Below are 22,395 nucleotides of genomic sequence, written 5' to 3' on the forward strand. Positions count from 1 at the left end.
TGTAATCAAGGGATTCGCAGTTTGGCAAGATAATATAGGTAGTATGTTGTTTGCAGCCTTTGCTATGATTCTTGTGGGTGTCCTATGTTTCTTGTACGTAGCCCTTTCCCCGCAGAAATCGAAACCTACGGCATACCAACCGCGAAAAGCGCAAACCCTCGGTGCCTACCGAATGCCTCAAGGCCCTTCCGTTTCTCCCCAACTGGATGAACGAATCAGAAAAGAACGTGCCATTTCGGATGACCGCCATATTTCCTTTTCATTGCCCGAAGAAGTGACACCTTCTGTAGTCCAAAAATCGGAAGTTCTGCTCCCAACAGGGGATGGAAGTTTGGAACAAGAACCACCAGCGCCCAAAGAGAGTAGATTTCAAATAGAAGGGACTTTGTTTTTGGATTATTCCGGTAAACTTACGTTTGGTGATGAGTCTTCTGATATCGATGTTATGGAAGATGGATTAAAAAATTTCAAACGAATTGGTTCAGGAAGTTTAAGTGAGGAAAATGGAAAATTTTTATTCCATTCTGGAAATGTAACTTATACCTACACTCCCGAAGAATTGGAACAAGTGGTTTTACACAACCAAGGCATTGTATTTCTTTTAAAAGATACGAAAGCCCCAAAACCAGTGTTTTTCACAAAAGACATCGATACCTTCAAAGATTTTTTAAAACAAGCTGCTTTAGTTTAATTTGACCTCATTAAAAGTTTTTCTGAGATTTTGAGATTTCTCTTGTGATGAGTTCTATTTGTTTTTCTCCTGTTCGCAGTTGGATGTATTGAATTAACTTTCTTTTTTCCTCATCTTTTGGTAGTTTTGTCCATTCAGAATCAAATAGGTTCGTATCCAAATACATGTTTTGGTTCATATCGAATTTTTTGGTTTTTGCAAAACTAGCGGAAACCAAATCAGGGTAAAAAATTTGGATTTCTTTCGATAGCATTTCCGTGTTTGTTTGACCAATATTCATTTGGTTTTTGTAAATTTCAGAAAGAATCTCAAATTTTAAATGATCGATATTGGTTTGAGATATGTCCTGGTGAATGATGAGTTTTACGTCAGTTAGATTGTAGTATTTTAATTTATTAGTAAGTTCTTTTTCTTTTGCCAAATCAATTTTTTGTCCGATGATGGTGAGTTCAATTTTTTGATTTGTGTAGGTTATTTCTTTTTCCAAAACTCTTCTGTTGTCTATGGTGATTTCATTTCGAATGAATTCTTCCGCTTTTCCTTTAAAATAAGAAGTTCGCACAATATGATAAGCGGTGAAAATGGAAGGGATGAGTAGTATGAGAGCAAAAATACTTAAATAAATTTTGACCTTAACTTCTCTTTCTTTGTAAAGACCCCAATCGACTTTAGGAAACTCCATATACCGCACAAAAACAAAGGTGGCGATGGCGATAAAAATTGAATTAATCAAGTAGAGATAAGTAGCACCAAAAAAATAAGACCAGTTCCCTTGCGATAGTCCATAACCTGCTGTGCAGAGAGGGGGCATCAGGGCTGTGGCAATGGCAACACCCGCAATGGCAGTTCCTTTTTCTTTTCTTGTGTTGGCAATGATACCCGTAGCTCCCCCAAAGATGGCAATGAGAGCGTCGTAAATTGTCGGTGAGGTTCTTGCTAATAATTCTGATTGGGCTTCATCAATAGGAGAGAGAGAAAAATAAAGAAAGGAGGTCGCAATGCTTGCGAAAGTCGCCACAGCTAAAGTACGAAGGAATTTTTTTAAATTTTCAAAGTCGTTTGTGGCAGCGGCAAATCCAATCCCAACGATTGGTCCCATAAGAGGTGATACAAGCATAGCCCCAATGATGACAGCCGTGGAGTTGACATTGAGACCGATGCTTGCAATGAAAATGGCAAAGATGAGAGTCCACAAATTGGTGCCTGTTAATTCGGCTCCCTTTTGAACGGATTCAATAGTGCCCGGCCGATCTAAATCGTCGAGTAGATGGAACCTGGGAGCCAACCATAAATAAAAGGAAACAATCGGATTCTTTGGGGATGCCATAGTTTCTTAGACATCCCAAGTTGTTTTTTAGTTTCTAGAATTCTTAGTCTTAATGAATCTAAACCCCACCCACCATTACGTGTTTGGTGATCAAATAATCACCTACCGATTCGATCGATAAATCCTTACCAAATCCTGATTGTTTGAATCCACCATGCGGTGTTTCAGAAGCTAGTGGTAAGTGGTCATTGATCCAAACGGTTCCAAATTCAAATTGTTTGGCAACTCGCATAGCACGCGCTATATCCTTAGTCCAAATCGAAGAAGCAAGGCCGTATTGGACATCGTTTGCAAGCCTAATTCCTTCTTCTTCCTTATCATAGGATTGGATGGTAAGAACCGGCCCAAAGATTTCATTTTGGACTACATCAAAGTTTTGTTTTACATCGGTGATGACAGTCGGCGCAAAGAAATATCCTTTGTCTAGGCCTTTGGGAATTGCTCCACCGGTTAGGATTTTAGCACCTTGTTTTTTGGCACGGTCCATAAAACCTAAAACACGATCCCGGTGGATGCCAGAAATGAGAGGGCCCATTTCTGTTTTATCATTAAAGGGATCTCCCACGTTCACCGCTTTCATCGCATCTACAACCGCATCGGTGATTTTTTTCTGCAAATTTTTCGGAACAATGATTCTTGTGGCGGCCGTACAGTCTTGTCCTGAATTACAAGTGGCACCAAACGTTGCTTTGGCGGCAAACTGATTGATATCCACATCATCAAATACAAGGAGTGGTGCCTTCCCTCCAAGTTCTAAATGCACTCGTTTGAGAGAATCTGCCGCCGACTTCATGATGTTTTTTCCCGTTCCCGTCGAACCGGTCAGAGAAACCATACGAACCAGAGGATGGTCTACGATGGCTTGGCCTGTGGCATTGCCACCAGTGATGATATTAATGACCCCATCCGGGATTCCGGCTTTTTTTGTTAGTTCAGCTAACATGAGAGAGGTGATTGGCGTTCCTGGTGCTGGTTTTAAAATCACAGTGCAGCCCGCAGCAAGGGCCGGTCCAAATTTCCAAACGGCCATAAGTAAGGGATAGTTCCAAGGTGCAATTTGACCCACAACACCGACTGGTTCCCGGCGCAAAATGGATGTGTATCCCGGTTGGTATTCGTTTGCACGACTCCCATGTACATCGCGAGCTGCTGTTGCAAAAAAACGAATGTTATCAACAGCAAAAGGAATGTCACCGGCGAGGCTCAAATTTTTATAAGGTTTTCCTGCATTCAGTGATTCGGCTTTTGCAAATTCTTTGGTTTTTTCTTCCAAAAGATCTGCCAATTTCCAAAGGGCTTTGGAACGTTCTGCCGGTGTGATCCCAGACCATCTTCCATCATAAAACGCTTTGTGAGCGGCCTTGGCTGCTTTGTCTACATCGGCCTTACTTGCATCTATGACTTTGGCAATTTTTTTGCCTGTGGCAGGATCTTCGATCTCCATAAGATTTCCGCCATTGGAACTTGTCCACTTCCCATCAATCCAAAGTTTAAACTGTTTCATTCTGTCTTAAATTTCCTTGAGTGATTTTGTTATGATCGCGAGGCCTTCTTTGACGATGGACTCTTCTGCGGTAATCGGAACTAGGATTCGAATCACGTTTCCATACACACCGCAAGAAAGTAGGACAAGTCCATGTTCCAATGCTTTGGCTGTGAGTTTTTTTGCTAAATCAGCAGATGGTTTGTTGGCATCACCATTTTCTACGAGCTCAAACGCCACCATACCACCTAATCCGCGTATCTCGCCCATATGAGGATAGGATTTTTTGATTTCTGTTAGTTCAGCGATCAACATTTTGCCGAGGTTCACAGACTTCTCTAAAATCCCTTCTTCTTCGATGAGATCCATGACCGCAATCCCGGCCGCACAAGCTACTGGGTTTCCCGCATAGGTTCCGCCGAGTCCACCAGGTTCTACTGCATCCATGATGGATGTTTTTCCAATCACAGCCGAGAGTGGCATACCAGCTGCGAGTGATTTAGCTGTAGTGATGAGATCCGGTTTGATTCCCGAATGTTCGATGGCAAAAAGTTTTCCGGTTCTTGCAAATCCGGACTGGACTTCATCGGCAATGAGAAGGATTCCATGTTCATCACAAATGGCCCTTAGTTTTTTTAAAAAACTAGGAGAAGCAATATAAAACCCACCTTCACCTTGCACGGGTTCGATGGCAATTGCCGCCACACGAGAGGGATCAATGTCTGCCTTAAATAAATTATGCAAAGCTTTGATAGAATCGTCTTCTGTCACCCCATGGTATTCCATCGGAAAAGGAATGTGGTAAACATCACTGGCAAAAGGACCAAATCCTTTTTTGTAAGGAACCACTTTTCCTGTGAGGGCAAGAGCCATCATGGTTCGTCCATGAAACCCACCAAGAAAACTGATGATCCCAGGTCTCCCAGTAGCCGCTCTTGCAATTTTCACTGCATTTTCTAAGGCTTCGGCCCCAGAAGAAAAAAGAATCGTTTTAGCACCCCCATCAATCGGCGCTTTGGCGTTTAGTTTTTCGCAAAGCACGATATAAGGTTCATACGGCATAATTTGGAAGGCAGTGTGTAAAACTTGGTCCACTTGTTTGTGGATGGCAGCGACTACTTTGGGATGGCAATGTCCTGTATTTTGAACTCCAATCCCACCACCGAAGTCAATAAAGCGTTTGCCTTCAATGTCCCAAATTTCTGCATTTTTTGCTTTTTCGGCAAACACTGGATAGGCGGTAGTCACACCCCTCGGAACGTTTGCGAGTCTTCTTTCCCATAGGGTTTGGTTTGTTTGTTTTTGATTGCCCGTCATGTGATTCCTCCGAGGCAGAGATATTTGGTTACTGTATAATCATCGAGTCCGTATTTGGAACCTTCCCGTCCCATTCCAGAAAATTTAACGCCCCCAAAAGGGACTTGTTCGGAAGAAATTAATCCTTCGTTAATTCCCACCATCCCGTATTCCAGTTGTTCGGCGACCCTAAAAATGCGAGCCATGTCCTTGGTATACAAATAAGAGGCGAGTCCAAAGTCAGTATAGTTTGCCAAATGGATGGCTTCTTCTTCTGTTTGAAAGGTTTGGATGCAGGAGACAGGTCCAAAGGTTTCTTCCTTTGTCACAACCATGGAGGAATTCACTGGATAGAGAACAGTTGGCTCAAAAAAATTCCCGCCTAGGTTGTGTTCTTTTCCGCCGGTAAGGACTTTGGCTCCTTTGGAAACGGCATCTTGGATATGCGATTTTACTTTTTCCAGAGCCGCCTCATTGATAAGTGGGCCTTGTTGGGCATTGGGTTCCATTCCATTGGCGACCACTAATTCCTTGGCTTTATCGGCTAATTTTTTAGAAAACTCTTCTGCAATCGAAGCCTGGACAAGGAAGCGGTTCACACAAACACAAGTTTGTCCTGTGTTTCTGTATTTGGAAAGCATGGCACCCTTAACGGCTTCGTTTATGTCAGCATCTTCAAAAACTATAAAGGGAGCATTGCCACCGAGCTCCAGTGAGAGTTTTTTTAAAGTGGCCGCAGATTTTTCCATTAAATAAATTCCCGTTTTTGTGGAACCAGTAAAACTGAGTTTACGAACTTCTTTACTTTCTAAAATGGATTTCCCGATAGCGATGGGATCACCAACTAACACATTCCATACGCCTTTCGGAAGTCCTGCTCTTTCGGCAAGGACTGCCATGGCAAGAGCAGAGTAGGGTGTGAGCTCTGCGGGTTTGGAAACAACAGTGCATCCGGCGGCAAGTGCTGGTGCAACTTTTCTTGCAAGCATAGCTGCTGGAAAATTCCAAGGAGTGATGGTTCCCACAACTCCGATAGGTTCCTTTAATACAAGGATTCTTGTATCTTTTCTATGAGAAGGAATGATATCTCCATAGGAACGTTTTGCTTCTTCACCGAACCATTCGATGTAAGAGGCAGCATAAGCAATCTCCCCCCTAGCTTCCGTTAGTGGCTTCCCTTGTTCTTGGGTCATGATGAGGGCCAAATCTTCTTGGTTATCCATCATAAGTTGGAACCATTTGCGTAAAATTCCGGCCCTTTCTTTTGCGGGTCGCGTTTTCCAGTCTTTCAATGCTTCTACTGCTGAACGAATGGCGCGGCTCGTATCTTTTTCTGTGGAGTGGGGAATGTTTCCAATCGCTTCACCGTTTGCGGGGTTATGTACTAAAATTTCTTTGTTATTTTCCGCAGGGCACCAAACCCCACCAATGAAGTTTTCTTGTCGGAAAAGGTCTTTGTCTTTGATGTATTTCATACGAAACCTGTGCTTTCATCGAAATCCCAGCTCCTAAAAATTCCTACCTTTTTTTTGAAAACCTAGGAAGTGGTTGCTTAATTTTGGGTTTTTGGTATCTAAATCACTGACATAAGTAAAACCAGGAGCACATAGGTTTATGAAATTCGATTCATACAAACGAGTGGTTTTTTCTGTTGCAGTTCTTTCGATCGCATTTGCGGTTGCCTGCGGCAAAAAAGAAACAAAGGTTTCCGAAATCGGACAAAGCGAGGGAGAAGTTTCCATCGTAGCTTGGCCGGGGTATATTGAACGTGGTGAAACAGACAAAGGATACGACTGGGTCACTGAATTTGAAAAAAGTTCTGGCTGTAAAGTCAATGTAAAAACTGCCGCTACATCTGATGAGATGGTAGCACTGATGAATGAAGGTGGGTTTGACCTCGTCACTGCCTCTGGTGATGCTTCGTTACGACTCGTTGCTGGTGGAAAGGTTCAAGAAATCAATACTGACCTAATCCCTAGTTGGAAAAATGTAGATTCTCGTTTGCAAAATGCTCCTTGGCATACAGTGGAAGGAAAACATTTTGGTGTACCTTACCAATGGGGTCCAAACGTACTTATGTACAACACTAAGGTTTTCAAAAAAGCTCCGACTAGTTGGAATGTTGTTTTTGAAGAACAAGTATTGGCGGACGGAAAATCAAACAAAGGTCGCGTACAAGCATTCGACGGTCCGATTTATATTGCCGATGCTGCTTTGTATTTAAAACAAGCAAAACCGGAACTCGGAATCCAAGATCCTTATGAACTGGATGAGAAACAATACAATGCTGTCATTGAACTCTTAAAAAAACAAAGACAATTGGTTCCCAAGTATTGGCATGATGCGATGGTACAAGTGGATGACTTCAAAAAAGAAGGACTTGTTGCTTCTTCTACATGGCCATTCCAAGTAAACTTACTTGTTGGTGAAAAACAACCTGTAGCTTCTGTCGTTCCGCAAGAAGGAGCCACTGGCTGGGCAGATAGCACCATGTTACATAAAGATTCAAAACATGTAAACTGTGCTTACAAATGGATGGAACATTCCCTTTCTCCAAAAGTTCAGGGTGACCTTGCTTCTTGGTTTGGATCGGTTCCATCGGTTCCTTCTGCTTGTAAAGGAAATGCTCTTCTTGGGGACACAGGTTGTGCCATAAACGGTTTCAATAACTTTGAAAAAATCTCTTTCTGGAGAACACCAAAAGAAGATTGTTCCGGTGGAAGAAAATGTATACCTTACAAAAAATGGGCTGAAGATTATATTTCCATCATCGGAAGTAAATAGATCCTAACATCACATGAGTTCTGAAGGAGAAGGAATGAACCAAGTTTACGATGTTGAATTTCAAAATGTAACAAGGAAATTCGACCAATTTATAGCGGTGGATGATGTCTCCTTCGGGATTAAAAAAGGTGAATTCTTTTCGATGTTAGGCCCTTCTGGGTCTGGAAAAACAACCTGCCTCCGTATGGTGGCAGGATTTCAAGATACAACTTCAGGAAGGGTTCTTTTGGAAGGTGTTGATGTCACAGGCATCCCACCTTACAAAAGAAATGTGAACACAGTCTTTCAAGACTATGCCTTATTTCCCCACATGACTGTGGCCGAAAATGTGGGGTATGGTTTAAAAATTAAAAAAACTTCCTCAAAAGAAATTCACCAAAGAGTTTCAGATATGCTCGCTATGGTGCGCCTTCCCGATGTGGGAAATCGCAAACCATCGGAACTATCCGGGGGACAAAGACAAAGGATTGCTCTGGCAAGGGCACTTATCAATCGTCCGGGTGTACTCCTTCTCGATGAACCACTCGGTGCCCTTGATTTAAAACTTAGAGAAGAGATGCAATTGGAACTCAAAGCCATCCAAAAAGAAGTGGGGATTACTTTTATCTTTGTCACTCATGACCAAGAAGAAGCACTTTCTATGTCGGATCGGATTGCTGTCTTTAACAAAGGTAAGGTGGAGCAGATTGCCACCCCAGAAGAATTGTATGACCGTCCAAAAACCGAATTTGTTGCTAACTTTGTGGGAACATCCAATATCCTCTCAATCGAAGAAACCAAAAGGCTCACGGGCCAAACGGGAAAAGGGATGATTCGTCCCGAACGAGTGCATGTATTTGCCAACGCCAAAGAGGACAATTATTCTACAGGATATAGAACTTTTAAAGCAATACTCAAAAGCCAAGTGTATTCAGGTGCCACTTCCAAAATGCATTTCGAAACACCTGCCGGTTCACGGATCATTGCCTCCACACAAAACTTAAAAATATCAGCAGAACATATTGCTGTTGGTTCGGAAGTGCTTGTGGGTTGGAAAGATTCTGACATGCACTTACTTTAAGGATTTGTAAATGACAACTACCTTTGATAAGTTTTTTACATTTCTTTTTTATCGGAAAGGCCTTGCGATTTTTTTGTTACTCGCACCACTTCTCATTTGGCTTGGTGTCGTCTACTTGGGATCGCTTTTTACTCTTCTCATCCAAAGTTTTTTCTCCATTGATTCTTTTTCTGGAGTCATCAAACGAGAGTTTACTTTAGAATCTTATTATGATCTATTTCGCCAAAGTACAAATTGGGATATCATCATTCGTACCACAACCATGGCCTTTACTGTTACCGTGGTCAGTGCCATCATTGCTTTTCCGATAGCTTATTATATGGCGATGTATGCAGGCCCAAAACTAAAACCGATTCTCTATTTGGGTGTTATGTTGCCACTTTGGTCCAGTTATCTTGTGAAAGTTTATTCATGGAAACTGATTATGGCAAAAGAAGGAATCCTTACTTGGTGTTTGGAAGAACTTGGTCTCCTTCATGTTTTAGATTCCATTCTTTCGTTACCAGTGGTTGGAGGAACATCTCTGTCCTTCTCTTACATTGGAATGTTTTTAGTTTTTGTATACATTTGGCTTCCTTATATGATTCTTCCCATCCAAGCCTCTTTGGAACGAATTCCTAAGTCTCTCCTCGAAGCCTCTTCGGATTTAGGTGGGGGACCGTCCCAAACCTTTCGCAAAGTGGTGTTGCCATTGGCATTTCCAGGAGTAGTCGCAGGATCTATTTTCACCTTCTCGCTTACGTTAGGTGACTATATCATTCCCACTATTATCGGAAATTCGAGTTATTTTATTGGAATGGCCGTTTACACCCACCAAGGAACAGCGGGTAACATCCCTTTGGCGGCAGCCTTTTCAGTGATTCCCATTATCATTATGATGGTTTATCTGATGATTGCCAAACGATTAGGAGCCTTCGATGCCCTCTAAATGGAATTTCGGAACCATCGGACTAAAAGTTGCCACCATCCTTGGTTTTCTTTTTATCCACATTCCTATTTTTATCATCATCATGTACGCCTTCTCTACAGATGAAAAAACATTCCAATTTCCACTACCTGGATTTACTCTCAAATGGTTTGGGGTGGCATGGGATAGAAATGATATTTGGGAAGCCATCATCCTTTCTTCGCAAGTGGCAACGATCTCGACTGTCATGGCCATTATTCTTGGAACCTTGGCCTGCCTTGCCGTTTACAGGAGCAAATTTTTTGGAAGGGAAGTGATTTCCTTTCTTGTGATTTTGCCAATTGCTTTGCCTGGGATTGTAACCGGTATTTCTTTACGATCCGCCATGTCTCTTTTTGGGATTCCCTTTAGTACATGGACCATTGTCATCGCACATGCAACTTTTTGTATTGTAACAGTTTATAATAACGTACTGGCTAGGCTTCGTCGAAGTTCTCATTCTATGGTGGAAGCATCTATGGATTTAGGGGCCAACCCTTGGCAAACATTTCGATTTGTCATTTTGCCAAATATCGCCACGGCTTTGTTAGCTGGTGGAATGTTGTCCTTTGCTTTATCATTTGATGAAGTGATTGTGACCACCTTTACAGCAGGGCAACAGTCCACAGTCCCTATTTGGATGTTAACAGAATTCATTCGTCCGAGGCAGAGGCCAGTCACCAATGTGGTAGCTGTATTTGTGATTCTTGTAACAACACTACCGATACTTGTAGCCTATTATTTAACCAAAGAAGATGAAGGTGGGAAAAAGTAATTCCTACTCATCTCTCCAATCTTTTCTTTAGTCTCTGATCTAATGTAGAAACTGTTACAGTTTTGTAAATTTTGACATTTATCAATGGAATTTCACTTTCCCAAATCCTAGAAGGTGGTAGACTTCTGGAATGGAAAAATTGATTCAAAAGCTGATCATCCCCATCGATGGTTCACCAAGTTCTGCAAAAGCACTGGAATTTGGTTTGGCAATTGCAAAAGCAAGCAATGCAAAATGTTACGTTGTGGAAGTGGTTGAGGATTTTGGTCCTTTGCCGGGTTATTATGACGCCGCGCCTGCTGGGAAAGATCGGGTGAAATGGATCTCCGAGCAACGTTTTGAAAAAATACATCCTATTTTAGATGAAACTTCTGTAAAATGGGAACGTGTCGTAATAGAAGGTTATCCTGCTGAAGAAATATGCAAACTTGCTGAAAAAGAAAAAGCAGATTTGATCGTGATTGGAAGTAGAGGTCATGGAATCCTCGGAAGATTCATTATGGGCAGTGTATCTGACCGAGTTGTTCACTATGCACCATGCTCAGTAACGGTGGTTAGGTGAATTTGACATAAATTTGTCAATACGTTGTTAATTTAGTTGCGCTGAATTGTATCCTATCGGAATCTACGGACTAATCCTAGAGTAGATTTCCGGTTGATACATATGAAGGTTTTTGAAAAAGAAGAACTCCCCGCAGTTTTGCCTCTCGACAAACGATACACAAGAACATATTTCCAAGACGATAGTTTCGTTTCTAATATACGAAGAGCTCTCCCTCGAATGATAACAACAGTTGTCATGGAAGAACATATCTTCCCTAGACTGAATCAGGAGGAAATTGACTTTTTACTACAATACTATGCAAAAAGACAAGATACTAGTGGGAATTATTACCAACTCAAAACAATTCCGTATCGTATCCGTAAAGAGTCTGCAGAAAGAATTTTAGAAGAGGCTGGTGTGGATGAAACACAAAGAGATTTCATCAGTACCTTCTATCATTTTGATTCAGAATTACAACAATACATTCTGAACGATAAAGTCACAGAATCAGATGAAATTCGAATCCTACAGATCATCAAACGCAGAGATTATTATGTTGGTAATGTAGAGAAGTCAATGATATCTGCAATCTTCGAGCCAATTGAAGAAATTCCTAAAAAAGATACTTTTTTTGCGAATCTTTATGTCCCAGCGGAACATAAGTTTTTTTCCCCACCCAACTTAAAACATATTTCGGGAATGCAAATTGTGGAAGCCGCCAGGCAGTTCGGAATTGCCTGCAACCATATGTATGGAAAAGTTCCGTTTGAAGGTGTCACCTTTTTATTGTTATATTTAAACTCTGAATTTTTCCAATATGCCAAGATGAATATGCCGATCAAACTTCGGGCCAGAGCCATTGAGACCAAAAACAGTAAATCTGGTTATTGGAACTACTCAAAACTCGAAATTACAGCTTATCAGGAAAATCAAGAGATTACGAAAATCGAAATGGCTGCGAGTATTTTGCCTTTAAAAGTGTATAAACGCTTAAAAAGCACACAGGAAGAAGTGTATGAAATTGATCCAAGATTTCGGATTTTAGATCAGTTTAAGAACAATATTTCTGTTAGGGAAAATGGGCGTAATATTGTCTCAACCATTGAAAATATCTCTAGTTCAGGGTTTATGGTGCGCTGCTCAGGAATCCATCCCGGTGAATTGGCTGATAGTCAAAACCTCGAATTTTTTATGCATTTTGATATTGTCGGTTTCGTTCATGGAACTTGCATTTTATTATGGGTCAAAGAAGACGATAATAATGAAGACACCTTCTTTGCCGGTTTTCGTTTTGAATCGATTTCTGAACTGGACCAGGCAAATGTAAAGGAAGCTATCAATCGGTACGGACGGTTGATTGAAGAAAGGGAAATCCAATGAGTGGAAAAAAAGTAGCACTAGTGACCGGCGGAACTTCTGGACTCGGAAGATCGATTGTTCTGGAATTTGCAAACGCTGGTTATGTGGTTGGATTTTGCGGAAGACGAAAACAAGAAGGGGAGGAAACTTTGGCCCTTCTTGAAAAACAAGGTGGCACAGGAATGTTTATTCGTTGTGATGTCACACAATCGGAAGCAGTTCGTAATTTTGTTGAATCAATCGTCGCAAAATATGGTTCCCTTGATGTGGCCGTGAACAATGCGGGGATTTCTGGAGTATTGAAAGCAACTGCAGATTATCCATTAGATATTTTTGATTCTGTGATGGATGTAAATTTAAAAGGCACCTTTCTCTCAATGCAATTTGAACTAAAACAGTTTTTGGTCCAAGGGAAAGGTGGGGTCATCATCAATGTTTCCTCGGCACTAGGTGTTCGAGGAAAAGAAAAAGCAGGACCTTATTCGATGACAAAACATGGAATCATTGGGCTCACCAAATCAGCTGCATTGGAGTATGGATCCTCTGGAATTCGTGTGGTTGCTCTTTGTCCTGGCGGGATTCAAACAGAAATGGATGATGTATTTTATGCCAATGTCCCAAACCCAGAAGAAGTCAAAAAAGAAAGAATGAAATCCTATGCTTTGGGTAGAATGGCGACTCCCGAAGAAGTTGCGAAAACTTGTGTATGGTTGTCAACTGACGGGGCATCTTTTATCACAGGAGCTGTGATACCGGTAGACGGCGGCAAAACTGCTAGATAAGGAAACCCATTGTTTACTGTAGGAAAATATAAAGCGATCAAAGAACTTCATTTAGGGAAAAGAAGTTCTGTTTATGCTGGCGAATCTCCTTCTGGCAGTCCGGTTGTGATCAAATTATTGAATCGGGACTATCCAGATAATCAAGAAATCACCCGCTTTAAAAACGAATTTGAGATACTTAGATCGATTGATTCAAATTATACACTAAGGCCGTTGGAGTTAGAATCTTATCAAAATACTGTAGCTATTATTTTTCCTAATGTTGCTTATACGGATCTCGCTAAACTACAGTTAAGTGGAAAGTATAGTAATATTGCTACTTTTTTGAATATTGCGATTGAAGTTTGTCGAGCGCTGGTTGATATTCATAAAGCAAAAATTGTTCACAATGATATCAAAGCTCAAAATATAATTTATAATCCTGATACCGGTGCACTAAAAATCATTGATTTCGGTTCAGCAACCCTATTGACCCATAGAAGTTTTTATCTTCCTATGAACCAGAACCTTACTGGAACCCTTGCCCATATTTCCCCAGAACAAACTGGTCGAATGAACAGAACAGTTGATTATAGAACCGACTTTTATTCATTTGGCGTCACCTTATACCAGTTAATCACGGGAGACCTTCCGTTTTTATATACAGACAGTTTGGAAATGGTTCATGCTCATCTTGCGAAAACTCCACTTTCACCTAAGGAAAGAAGTGGTGCTCCAAAGATTGTCTCCGATTTGATCATGAAGTTATTGGAAAAAAATCCTGAAGATCGTTATCAAACGGCGACGGGTTTGCTTTCTGATCTTTCGGCGATCCAATCCGTTCTTTTGGAGAATGGACGTGTTGCTTTAGATCAGTTCCAAATGGAACTCGCGAAAAATGATAAATCATCAAGATTCCAAATTCCAAAAAAATTATATGGAAGAGAAACCCAACTTCAAGTTTTTGAAGAGAAGTTTCTCGATGCAGCAGAAGGCAAAATTGAAATCTTTCTGATCTCTGGCCGGTCCGGAATTGGAAAGTCAGCTCTTATCAACGAGATCCAAAAACCTGTCACAAGGGAAAAGGCATACTTTACTTCGGGGAAATTTGATTTATATAAAAAATCAATTCCCTATCGTGCGATTAACCTAGCCTTACAAGGACTTGTACGGCAATTGTTGTCCGAGAGTGAATCTTCCGTAAAAGAATGGAAGAAGCTACTTTCCGAGGCCTTAGGTACAAATGCAAAATTAATCATTGATGTTGTTCCTGAACTTTCTCAATTGTTAGGTGAGAAATCGGCTCCACCAGAACTTGATAGTTTGGAAACCGAAAACAGGTTCCATTTGGTTTTTAGAAAGTTTCTTCGAACCATCTGTACAAAAGAACATCCCGTAGTTTTATTTTTGGATGATATGCAATGGGCGGATTCTTCCAGTATTCTTTTATTGAAGGAAGTTCTGACAGATCCAGAAATCTCACATTTTTTTATCATCTTATCTTATCGTGACAATGAAGTATTACCAACAGATCCTTTCTTTAGGTTATTGGAAGAGTTACGTGAAATTCAGGTGCCAATTACTGAAATTCGATTAGAGCCCCTTCGCGAGCGTGATGTTGCTTTACTTGTTTCCGAAACTCTTGTCGTACCGGAATCGGAGATCCGACCCATTGCAGAAGTTCTTTGGAAAAAAACAAAGGGTAATCCCTTTCATGTCAATGAGATGTTTAAAAACCTTTACGAAAGGTCTTATATCTATTTTGCCGACAACCATTGGTCTTGGGATAAAGATAAAATTGATGCAGTTAATATTTCCGACAACGTTATTGATTTAATTATCGATAAAATCAATCTTCAATCTGCAGAGTTAATAGATGCATTAAAATTAACTGCCTGTATCGGGAACTGGTTTAGGCATGATATTTATGCTACAATTGCTGAGAGACCATTTCATAAAGCATCCATGGATTTGGTTGCCCTTGCCAACGAAGAATTTTTGATCCTAGGAATGGAGGATGCAAACTTCACTCATGATAAAATACGAGAAGCAATTTATAAAATCATTTCTCCTGAAGAAAAAGCAAAATTACATTATAAAATAGGAAAAACTTATCTTTCTATTCTTTATAAATATAAACTCGAAGATCATTTGTTTACGATTGTAAACCAACTGAATTTGGGTGCGTCCCAAATGACGGGAAGCGAAGAGTTAGCCGAGTTACGAATCTTAAACGAAAAAGCTGGTTTTAAAGCATTAAACTCTTCTGCTTATGATGCTGCCTTTACTTTCTTCGATCGTATGGTCGGGCTCATGCGAGATGATGAATGGAAAACTGAATACGAAAACACATTAAAGCTACATTTGGCATACGCAAGTGCCGCCTATCTTTCAAAGAACTTTGAAGCAGCCGAAAAAAGTTTTAATTATATTCTAAGTTTTGTTCGTAACGATCTGGATAAAATTTTGGTCTATGAACTCCAGTCCTCTATGCTTGTGACTCAGAATAAGATGAAAGAGGTATTAGAAACACTCAAACAAGCGTTAAAGCTAGTTGGTGTTAGGTTACCTAAAAAAGCAAGCCCTCTTTCTCCTCTTCCTGAAATCCTTAAATTCAAATTGAAATTAGGTCGGCGTTCGATCGAGAGTTTAGAGCATCTACCTGTCTCAGAAGATCCAAAATATCTTGCGATCATGCGACTTTTGAATGCTTGTATTGCCCCAGCGTTTCTTGCTGAACCGAACTTATTTCCTGTCATTGTCTTAAAGTTAGTCAATCATACATTGCGATATGGACTGTGTGAGATCAGTGCCTTCGGATTTTGTGCCATGGGGATCATCCAAGGATCTGGTTTAGGAAATTACGATGATGGTCTTAAGTTTGGTCAGTTAGGTGTTCGCTTGTTAGATTCTTTGGACGCAAAACCGTTCCGATGCCGTACTTTGTTTATGTTCGCTTGTATGATTGCCCCATGGAAAAATCACGCACGAGATAGTCGTTCGATATTTTGGGAAAGTTTTCTTGCAGGAATGGAAACAGGGGACTTACAATATTCATCTTATTCTTTAAATAATATCCACTTCCAAGGTTTATTATTTCGTGAAAATTTAGAAGATCTTTATAAGAGCCAACTTCGTTATGATGCCTCTCTACTGAGTTTACGCCAAAATCATGCCTACCAAGTGCACCGCCTCAATCTTCAATTAGTTGAAAATATGAGAGGGGAGTCTCCCGATCCCATGAATTTAGAAGGTCGGTACTTTTCTGAAACAGAGACGGTCGCTGAGTGGCTAACAACAGGTAATGCAAATGCTTTATTTGATTATTATTTATGTAAGTTACGAATTGAATACTTTCTTGGTGATAAAGAAAAGGCATATGAATATTCAATCAAATTGGACAGTTTAGAGGGAGCAATGTTTGGGATGATGTTTGTGCCCGAACATGTTTTTCTGGGAGCTCTTGTTACCTTTTCATTGATTGTAGATAATAAAATTCCTATTGGTGTTACAAAATCCGACCTTAAAAAACGTTTGGTTGGATTTGAAAAGAGAATGAAAGTCTGGTCTAAAAGTTCTCCAGATAACTTTGGTCATAAATACGAAATCATTTCTGCCTTATTATTGTATCTTGCTAATCAAAAAACGCAAGCAGTGATTGCTTGTAAGGCAGCTATTTCTTCTGCACGTGAAACAAATTATATATTAGAAGAAGCGATTGCGAATGAGTTTTTAGTTCGAATGTGGAAAGAAACTGGATTTGAACAGTATAGTAACTTGCATTTGGTGGAAGCCCATTATCGATACGGGAAATATGGCTTTTTGTCTAAAGTGAAACAATTGGAACTAAATCACATTTCTTTGAAAAAATATATCGGTCGGAACTTTAGAACCGATTCTACTGATAGCCTGTCTCTTTTTAGCACAACAAAAGATATTTTTGGAGATGTAGGTTCTACTCTAGATATCAATACAGTCATCAAAGCTTCTCAAACTATTTCAGGGGAAATTCAACTTAATCGCCTTTTGGAAAAGATGATGAAGATCTTAATTGAAAATGCTGGAGCCGAAAGAGGTTATTTTATCCTTAAATCTGATTCTGGTTGGCAAGTTTTGGCAGAATCGGAAGCAGAGAAAGAATCTGTTTTAGTATATTCTGAATCTCCATTTGCGATTGATTTTTTAGAACCGGTTGCCTATGTGAATCAAAACAAAATCCCATCACAAATTATTGGTTATGTGGTTAGGACGGGTCTTGTTGTGATTTGTGGAGATGCTGCAAGAGAAGGTGACTTTAAAAATGATCCTTATGTAAAATCTACTCTTCCGAAATCTTTGCTTTGTTATCCTATCCTAAGTCATGGTACTGTGGTTGGGATTGTTTATCTAGAAAACAATTTAACAACGGATGCGTTTACTCCGGGGCGTGTGGAAATTCTTAAAATTTTATCCTCACAAATTGCCGTTTCTATTGAGAACTCCCTGCTTTATACCAATTTGGAACAGAAGGTTGATGAGAGAACTAAAGAATTGAATTTTGCTTTAACAGAAGTAAAAGGTTTAAAGGAACAGCAGGACGGGGACTATTTTTTAGCTTCGTTACTCATTGAACCATTAACCCAAAATCTTGCTACTTCATCTAACATGAATATTCAGTTCCTGACGGAACAAAAGAAAAAGTTTTCTTACAAACAATGGAGTTCTGAAATCGGTGGGGACTTATGTGTTTCTTCATCAATCCAATTACAAAACAAAAAGTATATTGTCGTTTTGAATGGTGATGCTATGGGTAAGTCGATGCAAGGGGCTAGTGGAGCACTTGTCATTGGATCGGTATTTGAAGCCATCATCAAAAGAAATGGCCAGTCAGAGGAAGTTCGAGATATCACGCCAGAAAAATGGGTGAGTAATGCATACATTGAATTACATAACACTCTTGTCACTTTTGACGGATCCATGCTCATCTCAATGTTTCTTTGTTTGATTGATGATGAAACGGGATTCTTTTATTTTTTAAATGCAGAACATCCAAGGCCAGTCATTTACCGAAATGACCATACATCTTTTTTGCCGCATAACTACGTTTGTGCGAAATTAGGACTTTTGGCTTCCAAAAAAGCTCTCCAAATCAATACCTTTCAATTAGAAAAAGGAGACATACTTTTGATTGGTTCTGATGGTCGAGATGATATATTGATTGGCTCAGAAGTTGAGATGGAAGTCAATGAAGACGATGAATTATTTCTTAAAACTACATTCGAAGGCCAAGGTGATTTAGAAGCAATTCGTGATGCAATCAAAAGTCATGGTGAGTTGATTGATGATTTATCCTTAATCCGAGTTGAATACACAGGAGAAGGATCGCCAATTCATGTTCCACCAGACCATCCGAAACATTTTGTTTATTTGCGAGCCCTCACACTCTACAAACAGAAGAAATGGACAGAAGTAGAACGGATGATTTCTGGACATTTTGATTCAATCCATGATGCACCATTGTCAGTCCAGAAAATATATTTATACACGGAACACAGGATGTCCGCATTTCCTTTGGAGTTTGCTGTCCAATATGTCCAAAAAAATCCATCTGACAGCCTAACACTTTTTTATATCGCAGAAGCTTTGTATAAAAATGGAGATTTTTCTGCGGCTTTTGATTATTCCGAAAGAGTGCAATTACGACGTCCTTACCATAAAGAAAACAATATTTTATTTGCTCGACTCTTAGAACTTCGGCGAAAATAAATCATCTTATGTTATCAGTCGGGAACGACATCGTTGAAAACCAAAGAATCCGGGAACTCCTAGAAAAACATGGTGACCGGTTCCTAAAGCGTGTTTTTACCGATGAGGAAGTGGAATATTGCCACAAACACAAAGATCCTGTCCCTTTCCTGGCTGGTCGATTTGCTTGTAAAGAAGCTGTCATAAAAGCCTTAAACCTAAATCCAGGCGAGGTTGCTGATATGCGCGAGATTGAACTTGCAGGCACAAATTTTGGTAAAAAAACGCTAGTCATCCATGGGAAAACTGAGAAGTTTTTCCGAGAGAAAGGATTTACGAAGAGTTCCGTATCCATCAGCCATGCTGACCACTACGCAACTGCGGTTGTCATTTTCTATAAGGAGCCCAAATGATCATTAGTGATAAAATGAAGGCAGTATTGGTTCATTACAACCATGCCCTTTCGTTGTACAAATCGCGAAAGTTCGCCGAAGCAAAAGAAGAGTTCAAAAAAGGATTAGCGATTCATCCGCAAGATGGCCCCACGAAACTATACATTGAACGATGTGATGATTATATCGCAGATCCCCCACCAGAAGATTGGGATGGGGTATATAATATGAAAACAAAATAGGAACTATGTCAAAAAAAGAAATGCAAACAACCATCACCGAACACGGAGTCATTGCCACTATCCTCGGAAAAGAAACAGCATTTAGCGGAACGTTAGCGTTCAAAAAACCATTACAAATTTCTGGTGATTTCACTGGCGAAATCATCTCGGATGGTTATCTTGTCATCAGTGAAGGTGCTAGAGTCAAGGCTAACATCAAAGCAGGCACCGTCGTTGTTGGTGGAACCATCATCGGAAATGTAACTGCGACACAAAGATTAGAAATGTTGTCCACAGGAAAAGTTCAAGGAAACATTCGGACAGCGAAACTTCAAATTGCCGATGGAGTTGTATTTGATGGGAATTGTGAAATGCTAAGCAGCGAAGAGACTTAGTTTGTGGCAATTTCATCCATATAGTTTACTTCTATTTCTAGCCTTCAGCTTCAATTTAGTATTGGGGCTATTCGTTTTAAAATCTTACCGCCTAGATCTTGTTAAATATTTATTAATTTTAGTTTTCGGTTCTATGATGTGGACCGGATTCTATGGGCTTGATTTCATTTTTATAAGCCCCGCTTTACACAGATCCTTTGTTGCTTTGTTGTACATTGGGGTAGCCATTGCCAATTTGGGGATGGTCCTTGTCTCTTTAGAATTCACTCAAAACAAACATTTGTTAACCAAAAGATTTTGGGTATTACTGACTATCCAACCTCTACTGATGTTAGCAATTTGTGTTCTTGATCCAATCTTTAAAACATTAACATTAGATACTTATTTAGTTAATATCAATGGTCGGATCCAATGGATCCAAGTAACGAACGATGCTGGTTTTTTTGTTTCGTATTTTCTCTCTTTTTTCTGGTCTGTTTTTGTCGCCTATTTATTGATTAGGGGAATCTTCGTCTCGAAATCTACAGAAAGACGAAGGTATTTTTTAATTCTTTTCTCTTATTTGTTTATCTGGGTAACGGCCATCTTGCATAAGTTAGGTGTTAGGCCCCTTCCTGGACTTAACGTCACAGCTGTTATGAGCACAGTTCAAGTGATTTTAATTTTTTTTGCCATTGGTTACTATCGTATGTTCGATTTAGTTCCCTTGGTACGAGGGGAAATTGTAGATGAATTAGATGAAGCAGTTGTAATCCTCGATTTTAATAATCGAATTGTGGATTGGAATATGGCGGCAGAACATTTATTCTGTACTGCCTCAAAGAACTCTACCTTACTTTCGTATAAATATTTTTTTGCATCAGCTCCAGGAATCATTTCGAAACTTGACCACTTATCGGATAAACGCACACTCACAAAATGGATTTGGGAAAAAGACGAAAAGTATTGGGAAGTGACTGCCAAACAAATTCGAGATGCTAATCGTAAAAAAATTGGAATGGTTCTTGTTTTTCGAGATAGTACTGAACAGAGAAACTTAGAAAAACAAATGTCTAACGTCAATCGTGAGTTGATGGTTGCCAATGGGACAAAGGATCGTTTTTTATCGATCATTTCTCATGATTTGCGTGGTCCCCTCGCAGGAATCAAAATGTTACTCAAAGTATTGAATGAGGATCTAAAAAAGAAAGAGGATGCTCTTGCGGGGATGACTCAATCCTTAGTTGATGCCACTGAGTCTGTTTTTTCATTATTAGAAAACCTTTTAGAATGGTCTAAGTTGCAACGTGGACAGGAAGAGTTTCGTCCCCATTACTACCGGTTGGATAATATTGTAAGGGAATGCCTGGAACTATTTGTTTTGAGTGCCTCCAACAAGGGCATTACTTTGGAAGTGGATATTCCTTCTCATGCAATGGTGTTTTGCGATGATCGTATGATCATTACTGTCATCCGAAACTTGGTTTCGAATGCATTAAAGTTCAGTCATAATAATGGAACAATTTATGTGAAAGCTCTAGATGTGGGTGATGACTGGCAAATTTCCGTCATAGATTCTGGAGTGGGTATGTCTAAGACCACACTAAACAAACTATTTAAAGTAGGGGAAGTGATAAAGTCGACAGGAACTGAGGGAGAAACGGGGAATGGGATCGGTCTTTTACTCTGCAATGAGTTTGTTTCCGTAAATGGAGGGACTCTTTTTGCCGATAGTGACGGCGTTTCTGGGTCCCGATTTGTTTTTACGATTCCTAAAAAAATGCAAGAGGAGATTTTTTCATGAAGAAGACAATTGTTGTTACAGGTGCTACTGATGGAATTGGGAGGGTCTCTGCTCATTTCTTTGCAAAGAACAGGGAAGAATTAATTTTAGTTGGCCGTAATGCAGACAAACTGGCTGCTTTAGTATATTCTTTACAATTAACAGGCGCTACAGTGCATTCCTATGTTGCCGATTTGTCCTCTGCAAAAGAAACCTTTTTATTGTCAGAAACCATTCGAAAGAACCATCCGAAGATTGATGTTCTCTTGAACAATGCCGGTGCCTATTTTGATAAACATACCTTAACAAAAGAAGGGATTGAATCTACGTTCGCTTTAAATCATTTGAGTTATTTTATTTTAGCACTAGGTTTACTTCCTTCTTTAAAAAAAGCTGGCGAAGCAAGGATTGTCAACGTGGCTTCGCGGGCACATATGGGCGTTAATTTGGATTTTAGTGACTTACTCGGTGAAAAAGAGTATTCTGGTTGGAAACAATACCAAAGATCCAAACTCATGAATATTTATTTCACCTATGAACTTGCGGAGCGTTTAAATCAAACTAAGATTACTGTGAATTGTTTGCACCCAGGATTTGTAAAAACTAGGTTTGGCCAGAATAACGAAGGTTTGGCGAAATTTCTTTTGACAGTCGCTCAGAATGTTTTTGCAATTTCCGAAGAAAAAGGTGCTGAAACTTCAATATTTCTTTCAACAGACCCATCAGTAACCTCGGTTTCCGGTAAATATTTCGTTAAAAAGCAAATCGAAAAAAGTTCGGAACCTTCGTATGAAGTGGCGGCTCGAAGGAATCTTTGGTCGTATACAGAAGACCTTTTGAAACATAAATTTAGTTTTAAATTTCCCGGTTTTTAG

The 22,395-nt window shown here is 39.9% G+C and carries 18 protein-coding genes; 14 read left to right on the top strand and 4 right to left on the bottom strand.

Annotated elements, in window-relative coordinates:
• The first annotated feature begins 43 nt into the window (after positions 1–43).
• Positions 44–691 (top strand): LIC_11490 family protein, encoded by a 648-nt coding sequence (locus JWG40_RS06160; RefSeq protein WP_205284971.1) that lies wholly within the window; start codon positions 44–46, stop codon positions 689–691.
• A 10-nt stretch (positions 692–701) separates the two neighbouring features.
• Here JWG40_RS06160 and JWG40_RS06165 read toward each other — a convergent pair whose 3' ends face one another.
• From JWG40_RS06165 to JWG40_RS06180, 4 genes are read right to left on the bottom strand one after another with little or no spacing between them, the layout of a single operon-like run.
• A complete protein-coding gene (locus JWG40_RS06165; RefSeq protein WP_205284972.1) occupies positions 702–2,018 on the bottom strand; it encodes a DUF389 domain-containing protein in 1,317 nt (438 codons plus the stop codon).
• A gap of 58 nt (positions 2,019–2,076) precedes the next feature.
• On the bottom strand, positions 2,077–3,522 hold the full coding sequence (locus JWG40_RS06170; RefSeq protein WP_205284973.1) for a gamma-aminobutyraldehyde dehydrogenase: 1,446 nt from the start codon (positions 3,520–3,522) through the stop codon (positions 2,077–2,079).
• Between the two features lie 6 nt (positions 3,523–3,528).
• Positions 3,529–4,818 carry a 4-aminobutyrate--2-oxoglutarate transaminase gene (gene gabT, locus JWG40_RS06175; RefSeq protein WP_205284974.1) on the bottom strand — a complete coding sequence of 430 codons (1,290 nt, stop codon included), beginning with the start codon at positions 4,816–4,818 and terminating at the stop codon, positions 3,529–3,531.
• Entirely contained in the window at positions 4,815–6,272 is a 1,458-nt protein-coding gene (locus JWG40_RS06180) for an NAD-dependent succinate-semialdehyde dehydrogenase (protein ID WP_205284975.1), read from the bottom strand. The genes gabT and JWG40_RS06180 overlap by 4 nt, the downstream gene beginning before the upstream one ends.
• Before the next feature lie 139 nt (positions 6,273–6,411).
• Between JWG40_RS06180 and JWG40_RS06185 the strand changes: the two genes are divergently transcribed.
• The 13 genes from JWG40_RS06185 (at position 6,412) to JWG40_RS06245 (ending at position 22,395) form a co-directional block, all read left to right on the top strand.
• On the top strand, positions 6,412–7,581 hold the full coding sequence (locus tag JWG40_RS06185) for an ABC transporter substrate-binding protein (protein ID WP_205284976.1): 1,170 nt from the start codon (positions 6,412–6,414) through the stop codon (positions 7,579–7,581).
• Between the two features lie 34 nt (positions 7,582–7,615).
• Positions 7,616–8,641 (top strand): ABC transporter ATP-binding protein, encoded by a 1,026-nt coding sequence (locus JWG40_RS06190; protein ID WP_205284977.1) that lies wholly within the window; start codon positions 7,616–7,618, stop codon positions 8,639–8,641.
• Between the two features lie 10 nt (positions 8,642–8,651).
• Positions 8,652–9,569: an ABC transporter permease gene (locus JWG40_RS06195; protein WP_205284978.1), complete on the top strand. Its 918-nt coding sequence runs from the start codon at positions 8,652–8,654 to the stop codon at positions 9,567–9,569.
• Complete coding sequence (locus JWG40_RS06200) at positions 9,559–10,362, top strand: ABC transporter permease (protein ID WP_205284979.1); 804 nt, start codon at positions 9,559–9,561, stop codon at positions 10,360–10,362. The genes JWG40_RS06195 and JWG40_RS06200 overlap by 11 nt, the downstream gene beginning before the upstream one ends.
• 130 nt (positions 10,363–10,492) lie before the next feature.
• The gene (locus JWG40_RS06205; RefSeq protein ID WP_015679722.1) at positions 10,493–10,924 is read left to right on the top strand and encodes a universal stress protein; all 432 of its coding nucleotides are present in this window, start codon (positions 10,493–10,495) and stop codon (positions 10,922–10,924) included.
• A gap of 102 nt (positions 10,925–11,026) precedes the next feature.
• Complete coding sequence (locus JWG40_RS06210; RefSeq protein WP_205284980.1) at positions 11,027–12,286, top strand: AfsA-related hotdog domain-containing protein; 1,260 nt, start codon at positions 11,027–11,029, stop codon at positions 12,284–12,286.
• On the top strand, positions 12,283–13,047 hold the full coding sequence (locus JWG40_RS06215; protein WP_205284981.1) for an SDR family NAD(P)-dependent oxidoreductase: 765 nt from the start codon (positions 12,283–12,285) through the stop codon (positions 13,045–13,047). Before JWG40_RS06210 ends, JWG40_RS06215 begins: the two co-directional genes overlap by 4 nt.
• 9 nt (positions 13,048–13,056) lie before the next feature.
• Positions 13,057–18,771, top strand: coding sequence for an AAA family ATPase (locus JWG40_RS06220; RefSeq protein WP_205284982.1), 5,715 nt, complete (start codon positions 13,057–13,059; stop codon positions 18,769–18,771).
• Between the two features lie 8 nt (positions 18,772–18,779).
• Positions 18,780–19,163: a holo-ACP synthase gene (gene acpS / locus JWG40_RS06225; RefSeq protein ID WP_205284983.1), complete on the top strand. Its 384-nt coding sequence runs from the start codon at positions 18,780–18,782 to the stop codon at positions 19,161–19,163.
• Positions 19,163–19,384, top strand: coding sequence for a hypothetical protein (locus tag JWG40_RS06230; RefSeq protein ID WP_205285019.1), 222 nt, complete (start codon positions 19,163–19,165; stop codon positions 19,382–19,384). The genes acpS and JWG40_RS06230 overlap by 1 nt, the downstream gene beginning before the upstream one ends.
• 5 nt (positions 19,385–19,389) lie before the next feature.
• Positions 19,390–19,758 carry a bactofilin family protein gene (locus JWG40_RS06235; protein WP_002974586.1) on the top strand — a complete coding sequence of 123 codons (369 nt, stop codon included), beginning with the start codon at positions 19,390–19,392 and terminating at the stop codon, positions 19,756–19,758.
• A gap of 1 nt (position 19,759) precedes the next feature.
• Positions 19,760–21,541 (top strand): sensor histidine kinase, encoded by a 1,782-nt coding sequence (locus JWG40_RS06240; protein ID WP_205284984.1) that lies wholly within the window; start codon positions 19,760–19,762, stop codon positions 21,539–21,541.
• Positions 21,538–22,395, top strand: a complete 858-nt coding sequence (locus tag JWG40_RS06245) for an SDR family NAD(P)-dependent oxidoreductase (RefSeq protein WP_205284985.1) — start codon at positions 21,538–21,540, stop codon at positions 22,393–22,395. The genes JWG40_RS06240 and JWG40_RS06245 overlap by 4 nt, the downstream gene beginning before the upstream one ends.

Source organism: Leptospira abararensis, assembly GCF_016918735.1.
GTDB classification, from domain to species: Bacteria; Spirochaetota; Leptospiria; order Leptospirales; family Leptospiraceae; genus Leptospira_A; species Leptospira_A abararensis.